Origin of the sequence: Novosphingobium sp. UBA1939 (genome assembly GCF_002336885.1) — a bacterium.
GTDB lineage: Bacteria > Pseudomonadota > Alphaproteobacteria > Sphingomonadales > Sphingomonadaceae > Novosphingobium.
In genome coordinates this window covers 1-7,103 of sequence record NZ_DDFB01000030.1, presented here as the reverse complement: position 1 = coordinate 7,103, position 7,103 = coordinate 1, and the positions used below count along the sequence as shown (strand labels likewise).

The following is a 7,103-nucleotide window of genomic DNA, read 5'->3' as shown; positions in this document are numbered from 1 at the left end:
CGCATGTCCGAAATGACCTTGGTGCGCTTGACGATGTTGGCGTGCAGCGTTTCGCGACGCAAGTCGAGGAAGCGGAACTTGAGGCGGATGTCCTCCGGATATTCCTGTTCGCCGGCCACCGGCAGCGGCAGCTCCTCCGCCGCCGCCAGCACCGTTGCGGACCGGGCGAAGACCTCGATCGCGCCGGTCGGCAGGTTCGGGTTGACGGTGCCCTCGGCGCGCGCCTTCACTTCGCCATCGATCGTCACCACGCTTTCCACGCGCAGCCCTTCCAGCAGCGGCAGCGCCGCGCTGTCGGCATCGGCGACGATCTGCGTCATGCCATAGTGATCGCGCAGATCGACGAACAGCACGCCGCCGTGATCGCGCTTGCGATGGACCCAGCCGGAAAGGCGAACCACCTGGCCGACATGCTCGCGCGAGAGGGCGCCGCAGGTATGGGAACGGTAAAGGTGCATCGAAGGTCTTTCCAATCGGTCTGCAATAAGGCAGGGGGATATGCGCGGCTAACAGGCGATAGCCGTCATTTTGTCAAGCCGAGGACCCGCACGGGTCCATCCACAGGCCCCCGAAGGGGACGGGGCCAAAAAGAAAAGATCGATGAAGATACATTCGCTGATCACCACCACCGACGCTCTCGCCGCCTTGTGCGAACGCCTCGCGAAGTCCGATTTCGTCACCGTCGACACGGAATTCATGCGCGAGAACACCTATTGGCCCGAACTCTGCCTGGTGCAGATCGCCAATACCGAGGAAGCTGCCGCAGTCGATCCGCTCGCGCCGGGAATCGACCTTTCCCCGCTGCTCGATCTGCTGGTCGACAACGAGGAGGTGCTCAAGGTTTTCCACGCCGGCGGGCAGGACGTGGAAATCATCTACAACCTCACCGGCAAGACCCCGCACCCGATCTTCGACACGCAGATCGCGATGATGGCGGTCAGCCAGTCGGAACAGATCGGCTATTCCAACCTCGTCGAAAGCTGGCTGGGCCTGTCGATCGACAAGGGCGCGCGCTTCACCGACTGGTCGCGCCGGCCGCTCACCGAACGGCAGATCGAATACGCGATCGGCGATGTCACGCACCTGTCGAAGATCTTTCCCAAGCTGCTCAAGCGCCTGATCAAGACCGGGCGCGGCGAATGGCTCGACATCGAGATGGAAAAGCTGGCGGACCCGGCCAACTACAAGTCCGATCCGCAGACCGTGTGGCAGAAGATCCGCCCCCCCAGCCGCAACCCCGCGGTCCTTGGCCGGATGCGGGCCATCGCCGCCTGGCGCGAGGCCGAGGCGATGGACAAGAACATCCCGCGCGGCCGCATCATGCGCGATGAAACGCTGGCCGACATCGCCAGCCACCCCCCGCGCGAACAGCACGAACTCGCCAAGGTGCGCGGGCTTTCGAGCGGATGGAAGGACAACGAGATCGGCCGCCGCCTGATGCAAACGCTCGCCGAGGCGAAGCCGCTGACCGAAGCCGAAATGCCGCCCAAGGCGCCGCGCGGCGCGCCGCTGGGCAAGGAAGGCGCGCTGGTGGCCGACCTGCTCAAGCTGCTGCTCAAGATTCGCAGCCGCGAGATCGACATCGCCGCCCGCCTGCTGGCGCGCAGCGACGATCTGGAGGCGCTGGCCGCCGGGCAGCGGCGCAATCTGCCGATCCTGGAAGGATGGCGCTTCGAACAGTTCGGGCGCGACGCGCTCGATCTCGTCGAGGGCAAGCTGGCCTTCGCGGTCGTCGGCGGCAAGCTCAAGATGGCGCACATCGACGACATCGGCGGCGGCAGCGCGGCCGAACCGGTCGCGCATATCGACTGAGCGCATGTCCACCTACCTGCCCACGCTCAAGCAGCTCCAGTATCTCGTCGCCCTGCACGAACACGGCCACTTCGGCCGAGCGGCGGATGCCTGCTTCGTGTCGCAGTCCACGCTTTCGGCTGGCCTGCGCGAACTGGAAACGCTGCTGGGAGTGACGCTGGTCGAACGCACCCGCCGCGTCGTGCGCTTCACGCCGCTGGGCAACCAGGTCGTCGCCAAGGCGCACCGCCTGCTGCGCGAGGCGGAGGAACTGTCCGAACTCGTCCAGTCGCACGGCGCGCCGCTGGCCGGGGAACTGCGCATGAGCGTGATCCCCACGATCGCGCCGTTCCTGCTGCCGCGCATCCTGCCGCGCCTGCGCAAGGAACGCCCGCAACTGCGCCTGTTCCTGCGCGAGGAGCCGAGCGCGGCGGCGATCGAATCGCTCCACCACGGGCGCGCGGACTGCGTGCTGCTGGCCCTGCCCTTCCCCACCGGCGAAGTGGAAGCGGAACACCTGTTCAACGACCGGCTCTATGTCGCCTTCCCCAAGGACGATCCGCGCGATCCGCCGGCCAGCGTTCCGCCCAGCATCATCGATGAGAACCGCCTGCTGTTGCTGGAGGACGGGCACTGTCTGAAGGAACACGCGCTGGCCGCGTGCAACCGCCCGGAACTGCGCGCCAGCGCCACCATGATCGGCACGTCGCTGCACACCCTGGTGCAGATGGTCGATAACGGGCTGGGCCTGACCATGCTGCCCGAAATGGCGGTCGAGGCGGGCATTCTCCACGATACCGAGATCGTCGCGCGCCCGCTACAGGCCGATCATGCCTGGCGCGAGATCGCGCTGGTCTGGCGCAAGAATTCGCCGCGGGGCGAAGAGTTCAGGCTGCTGGCGCAGGAGCTGCGGGCCGGCTGAAACGACGCCGGCTGGCCAGCGTCAGTCCATGTGCTTGAGGCCCACCCGCAGATAATCCCACCCGGTCACCAGCGTCAGCGCGGCCGCGCCCCACAGCGTGGTGAGCCCCACGGTGTGCGGCAGGTTGAAGGTGAAGCCGTCCAGCGTCGCCGTCCAGCCCGGCAGCGCCCCGCCCAGGATCAGCGCGCCCAGCGACACCATCTGGAACGTCGTCTTCCACTTGGCGAGCTTGGACACCGGCACCGAGACCTGGATGCCGCCCAGAAACTCGCGCAGGCCCGACACGGCGATCTCGCGCAGCAGGATCACCAGCCCCGCGATCACGTGCATATCGCCCACATACGGCCCGGTCAGCACGCCCTGCGCGGTCAGTACGAGGATGACCGCCGCCACCATGATCTTGTCGGCGATGGGATCGAGGAAGATTCCGAGCTTGGAAACCGCTCCCTGCGCCCGCGCCAGATAGCCGTCGAAGTAATCGGTGATGCCCATCAGGCAATAGACCGCGAAACCGATCCCGTAGCCCAGCGGCCAGCGGGGGAACCACAACAGCGCGGCGAGCACCGGAACGGTGACAATGCGCGACAGCGTCAGGATGTTGGGCAGCGTCAGCATCACCCCTGCCATACGATGCTCTGCCGCAACGTGAAACCTCCAGTCCGGAATTTTCTGACGTCACGGAAACATCACGCGAACCTGCAACGAGGCGTGGCCCGCAACGGGACACCTGCGTGGCCACCGGAGCCGGAATTGCCTCCGGCCTGTGTGAAAACATGCGTTTGCCCCTTGCCCGCACCGGTCTTGGCGGTAAGGGTCTGCGGCGAACGGGGATGCTTGGCCAGAAAGTATGACGACATCGACGCATCTCATTCATACGCGCCGTTTTCTGCCCTTGTTCGTCACGCAGCTGCTGGGCGCGTTCAACGATAATCTCTTCAAGAACGCGATGGTGCTGTACGTGGTTTACAGCATCTACAACTCCGAGGCGGAAGAAGCGCGTTTTTCCGCGATAGCCTCGGCGCTGTTCATCCTGCCGTTCTTCCTGCTTTCGGCGCTGGCCGGGCAACTGGCCGACATGCGCGACAAGGCGCGGATCATCCGCATCATCAAGTTCTGCGAAATCCTGATCATGCTGGCGGGCGGCGCCGGCCTGGTGCTGGCGTGGAAGGGCATCGCCATCCACACCGCCGCCATTCCACTGATGCTGGCCGCGCTGCTGGCAATGGGGGTGCATTCCACCTTTTTCGGTCCGATCAAGTACGCGATCCTTCCGCAGCACCTGCACGCCAACGAGGTGCTGGCCGGCACCGGACTGGTCGAGGCGGGCACCTATCTCGCGATTCTGGCGGGTACGATCCTGGCGGGATGGATTCCGGTGGAATGGGCTGCAGGGGGCGTGATCGTCACCGCCATGATCGGCTATCTCGCCGGCCGGCAGGTTCCGCCGGCAGAGCCGCTGATTGCAGCGCAACCGCTCGATTACCACATCTGGCGTTCCTCGCTAACGCTCATCCGCAACACCACCCGGCACCGGCGGGTGTTTCTGGCGATCATGGCGATCAGCTTCTTTTGGACGATCGGCGCGGTGCTGTTCATCCAGTTCCCCCCGCTCGCCAAGAACGTGCTCAGCGCCAGCAAGGAAGTGGCCAGCCTGTTCCTCGTGGTGTTCTCGATCGGCGTCGCCATCGGCTCGGTTTCGATCAACGCGCTGCTCAAGGGTACGGTATCGGCACGCTATTCGCCGTGGTCGGTGATCGCGATGGGCCTGTTCATCGTCGCCTTCCACTTCGTTTGCCGGGCCTGGACACCGCCCGAGGACGGACTGCTGATGAACGTCGGCACCTTCGTCCATCATCCCATGGCGGTGCCGCTGCTGCTTTCGCTGCTCGGCATCGCGGTGGCCGGCGGCATGTTCGTGGTGCCGCTCTATGCGTTTCTCACCACCGTGGTCGACAAGTCCGAAACCGCGCGCACGATCGCGGCCAACAACATCGTCAACTCGGGCGCGATGGTCGTCGGCGCAGCGCTGGCGGCGGGACTCAGCGCGGCCAAGGTGGCGCTGATCGACCAGTTGCTGCTGGGCGCGGCGATGTGTCTGGTATCCGCCTGGCTTGGCCAGTTGCTCTACGCGGCCGAGCGCGCCTGCGCCGACGAGGTTTCGCCAGCCTGACCCGGCACGGCCGCCCGCCCGGTCAGGCGATCCCGGTCAGGCGATCCCGGTCAGGCGATCCCGGTCAGGCGATCCACGCCATGATGGCGACGAAGCAGGCGCAATAGGCGATCAGGAAGTCCTTGACGTCCTGCCGGGTGATATGGCGCGGATCGACCGGTTTCGAGCGTAGCTCGGCACGGCGCATCGCTTCCAGCACTTCCGGCTCGAACACCGGCAGAGCGCGGAGCACCCGCGCCGGCAGGCGTCGCCGGAACGGATGACCGGATGTTTTGCGAAGACCGAACTGGGGGCGAAGCGACGTTTCCATGACGCCGCTTTAACGCCTTGTTCACCACTGTGATCCCCGGTTCCGCGTCGCTTTTTGGCACAGTGCCGGAGCGGGACAGTTATGCGGTGGCGGCTTCCGACATGGCGATGATCCGCGCCCATTCGTCCGGCTTCACCGCCGACACCGACAGGCGCGATTGCCGGATCAGGTCCATGTCGGCCAGTTCCGGCGTGGCCTTGATCTGCTTGAGCGTGACCGGGTGCTTCAGTTTTTCGACCGGCTTGACCTTGACCGCGGCCCACTTGCCCTCCGGATCGGTCGGGTCGGTGATGCCGCCCTTGCTGATGGTGATCACGCCCACGATCTCCAGCCCGATGTTGGAGTGGTAGAAGAAGGCGAGATCGCCCTCCTTCATCGTGCGCAGGTTCCGCGCGGCCAGATGGTTGCGCACGCCGTCCCACGTCCCCTCGCCTTCGGCGACAAGATCGTCCCAGCTATAAGCGTCGGGTTCCGACTTCATCAGCCAAAGCGCCATCCCATCCTTGATTTTGATCATGAAAGCCTTCCGCAAACCGGGTATGCGGGCCTCATAACCGCAATTTGCGCACAGGAATATCATGAACCTCGAAACTTTGCCGGTGCTCTCGCTCGCCAGCGATCCCGCCGCGCTTTCCCGCGATCTGGGCGAAAGCTTCCAGACTTTCGGCTTCGCCATGGTGCGCGACCACGGCATCGATCCGGACCTGATCGATCGGGCGTGGCGCCTGACCGAAGCCTTCTTCGCGCTGCCGGAGGAGGAGAAGCGCTCGTACTTCCTCGATGGCCTTGCCGGCGCGCGCGGCTATACCCCGTTCGGCGTGGAAATCGCCAAGGGTGCCAAGGCGCGCGACCTCAAGGAGTTCTGGCACGTTGGGCGCGACCTGCCGGCGGGCCACCCGCTGGCCACCACGTCGATGCCGCCCAACATCTGGCCGACGCGGCCGGAAGGCTTCCGCGAGACGTTCGAAGCGCTCTACGCCGCGTTCGACCAGACCGGCGCGCGCATCCTGGCGCGCATCGCGGTGTGGCTGGGGCTGGATGAAAACTGGTTCGATCCTGCCATCGCCGACGGCAACTCGGTCATGCGCCTGCTGCACTATCCGCCGGTGCCCGATGCCGAAGGCGGCGCGATCCGCGCCGGCGCGCACGAGGATATAAACCTGATCACCCTGCTGCTGGGCGCGGAAGAAGCGGGCCTCGAACTGCTGACCAAGGATGGCCGCTGGATCGGCGTCTCCCCGCCCGACGGCGCGCTCGTCGTCAACATCGGCGACATGCTGCAGCGCCTGACCAACCACGTGCTGCCATCGACCACGCACCGCGTCCGCAATCCGGAAGGCCCGCGCACCGCGTTCAGCCGCTATTCGATGCCCTTCTTCCTGCACCTGCGCAGCGACTTCGCCTTCCGCACGCTGCCCCAGTGCATCACGCCCGAGAATCCGGACCGCTATCCGGTATCGATCACCGCCGACGATTACCTGCAGGAACGCCTGCGCGAAATCGGCCTGAAGAAATAGGTGGGGCGGCGATGCCTCGACGGCCGTCAGCGACTCTTCCTGCAAGGGATGCAGGAAGGTCGGCATGACCTCGGCCGACCTCCTAGCGGCATATATACGAACCTATGCGCTCGACGGTAACCGCTTCCGGCAGTTTCAGGAAGCGGCAGCCATCCCCGAGACTCCGCAGAACAGCAAGGTGGACACCTCGAAGAACCGTCTGATTTTGGCGTAATTGCGATGTGATGGCACAGGAGCGGGTGGCGAGCTCCAGGCTTGGGTTGCTGATCTGCTTATTTTCTTGGCGGAGCCGGCTGCGTGGGCCGGTTTTTGGGTCACGCGGGCGCAGTACGCCCCTCAAGCCATGCGAGGCGCTGGAAGTTATAGGCAAGGTTGGCCATGCCGATCTTGATG

At 65.2% G+C, this 7,103-nt stretch carries 9 protein-coding genes; 5 read left to right on the top strand and 4 right to left on the bottom strand.

Going from position 1 to position 7,103, the window contains the following annotated elements:
* On the bottom strand, positions 1–458 hold a 458-nt coding region (locus tag B3547_RS05100; protein WP_292960839.1), incomplete at its 3' end, for an OB-fold nucleic acid binding domain-containing protein.
* 142 nt (positions 459–600) lie between these two features.
* Between B3547_RS05100 and rnd the strand changes: the two genes are divergently transcribed.
* Positions 601–1,812, top strand: coding sequence for a ribonuclease D (gene rnd, locus B3547_RS05095; RefSeq protein WP_124809053.1), 1,212 nt, complete (start codon positions 601–603; stop codon positions 1,810–1,812).
* A gap of 4 nt (positions 1,813–1,816) precedes the next feature.
* Positions 1,817–2,713: a hydrogen peroxide-inducible genes activator gene (locus B3547_RS05090; RefSeq protein WP_124809052.1), complete on the top strand. Its 897-nt coding sequence runs from the start codon at positions 1,817–1,819 to the stop codon at positions 2,711–2,713.
* 21 nt (positions 2,714–2,734) lie between these two features.
* On the opposite strand, the gene pgsA is transcribed toward B3547_RS05090, so the two are convergent.
* A complete protein-coding gene (pgsA, locus tag B3547_RS05085; RefSeq protein WP_292960842.1) occupies positions 2,735–3,328 on the bottom strand; it encodes a CDP-diacylglycerol--glycerol-3-phosphate 3-phosphatidyltransferase in 594 nt (197 codons plus the stop codon).
* A gap of 232 nt (positions 3,329–3,560) precedes the next feature.
* On the opposite strand from pgsA, the gene B3547_RS05080 reads away from it, so the two are divergent.
* The gene (locus B3547_RS05080; RefSeq protein WP_124809050.1) at positions 3,561–4,883 is read left to right on the top strand and encodes an MFS transporter; all 1,323 of its coding nucleotides are present in this window, start codon (positions 3,561–3,563) and stop codon (positions 4,881–4,883) included.
* A 64-nt stretch (positions 4,884–4,947) separates the two neighbouring features.
* Here B3547_RS05080 and B3547_RS05075 read toward each other — a convergent pair whose 3' ends face one another.
* Positions 4,948–5,115, bottom strand: coding sequence for a hypothetical protein (locus B3547_RS05075; protein WP_255504597.1), 168 nt, complete (start codon positions 5,113–5,115; stop codon positions 4,948–4,950).
* Positions 5,116–5,272: 157 nt separating this feature from the next.
* On the bottom strand, positions 5,273–5,710 hold the full coding sequence (locus B3547_RS05070) for an EVE domain-containing protein (RefSeq protein ID WP_223806587.1): 438 nt from the start codon (positions 5,708–5,710) through the stop codon (positions 5,273–5,275).
* 61 nt (positions 5,711–5,771) lie between these two features.
* Here B3547_RS05070 and B3547_RS05065 point away from each other — a divergent pair, with 61 nt between their 5' ends.
* Together B3547_RS05065 and B3547_RS05060 are read left to right on the top strand one after the other, a co-directional pair.
* Positions 5,772–6,710 carry an isopenicillin N synthase family dioxygenase gene (locus B3547_RS05065; RefSeq protein ID WP_292960833.1) on the top strand — a complete coding sequence of 313 codons (939 nt, stop codon included), beginning with the start codon at positions 5,772–5,774 and terminating at the stop codon, positions 6,708–6,710.
* Between the two features lie 64 nt (positions 6,711–6,774).
* A complete protein-coding gene (locus B3547_RS05060) occupies positions 6,775–6,924 on the top strand; it encodes a hypothetical protein (protein WP_292960831.1) in 150 nt (49 codons plus the stop codon).
* Positions 6,925–7,103 lie beyond the last annotated feature (179 nt).

Bases quoted from the DNA above. Each gene is read 5' to 3' on its own strand.
- B3547_RS05065 (WP_292960833.1), top strand. From the start codon at position 5,772: ATGAACCTCGAAACTTTGCCGGTGCTCTCGCTCGCCAGCGATCCCGCC.
- B3547_RS05090 (WP_124809052.1), top strand. From the start codon at position 1,817: ATGTCCACCTACCTGCCCACGCTCAAGCAGCTCCAGTATCTCGTCGCC.
- pgsA (WP_292960842.1), bottom strand. From the start codon at position 3,328: ATGCTGACGCTGCCCAACATCCTGACGCTGTCGCGCATTGTCACCGTT.
- rnd (WP_124809053.1), top strand. From the start codon at position 601: ATGAAGATACATTCGCTGATCACCACCACCGACGCTCTCGCCGCCTTG.
- B3547_RS05060 (WP_292960831.1), top strand. From the start codon at position 6,775: ATGACCTCGGCCGACCTCCTAGCGGCATATATACGAACCTATGCGCTC.
- B3547_RS05080 (WP_124809050.1), top strand. From the start codon at position 3,561: ATGACGACATCGACGCATCTCATTCATACGCGCCGTTTTCTGCCCTTG.
- B3547_RS05070 (WP_223806587.1), bottom strand. From the start codon at position 5,710: ATGATCAAAATCAAGGATGGGATGGCGCTTTGGCTGATGAAGTCGGAA.